Here is a 517-nt window from a genome sequence, read left to right as displayed (position 1 = left end):
GCGCTCACCCCTACGGCGCCGCGAGCGGAAGACAAGGCCATGACGATCGGTCAGCGTATCGACGCGGCGACGAGCAAGGCATGGCTCGGTCAGTTGTTTTTCTCGGGTTGGTCGTGGGATGACATTGGCGGTGAGTGGGGGTTCAGTTCAGCCGAGGTCGCCATGATGTTGACGCCGCCGTATCTCTCCAAGGTCTCGACTGGGATGGTGGCGGCGATGCCCATTGTCAGCTTTGGTGATCCGGTGTCGAGCAGCGGGAGCATGGACACGTCGACTACTTTGCCGGCGACGCCCGTGGCGATGACGGCTTCTGGGTATATCTCACAGCTTTCGCCCTATGGAACTGGGGCGTGTACCGCGACGATGCACTGGGATTGGTCTGGAAAAGTGCTTAAAGCCTTGGACGGATATGTGCATGCTAACTACGGTCGAATGAGTTATGCCGGCGAGAAAGAGGATTCGTCTACGCAGGGTGGCTACGCTGTGGTGTATTCCGGGAGCAACGTCAAGAACTTTG

The 517-nt window shown here is 58.6% G+C and carries 1 protein-coding gene; it reads left to right on the top strand.

The window, feature by feature from the left end:
* Positions 1-39: 39 nt before the first annotated feature.
* Positions 40-517: hypothetical protein (locus tag CAPSK01_RS22340; RefSeq protein ID WP_273703318.1), on the top strand; the 478-nt coding region annotated here is incomplete at its 3' end.

This window comes from Candidatus Accumulibacter vicinus, from assembly GCF_000584955.1.
In the GTDB taxonomy this organism is placed as follows: domain Bacteria; phylum Pseudomonadota; class Gammaproteobacteria; order Burkholderiales; family Rhodocyclaceae; genus Accumulibacter; species Accumulibacter vicinus.
The sequence above is the reverse complement of the archived record's forward strand: the minus strand, read 5'-3'. Positions and strand labels throughout refer to the sequence as shown.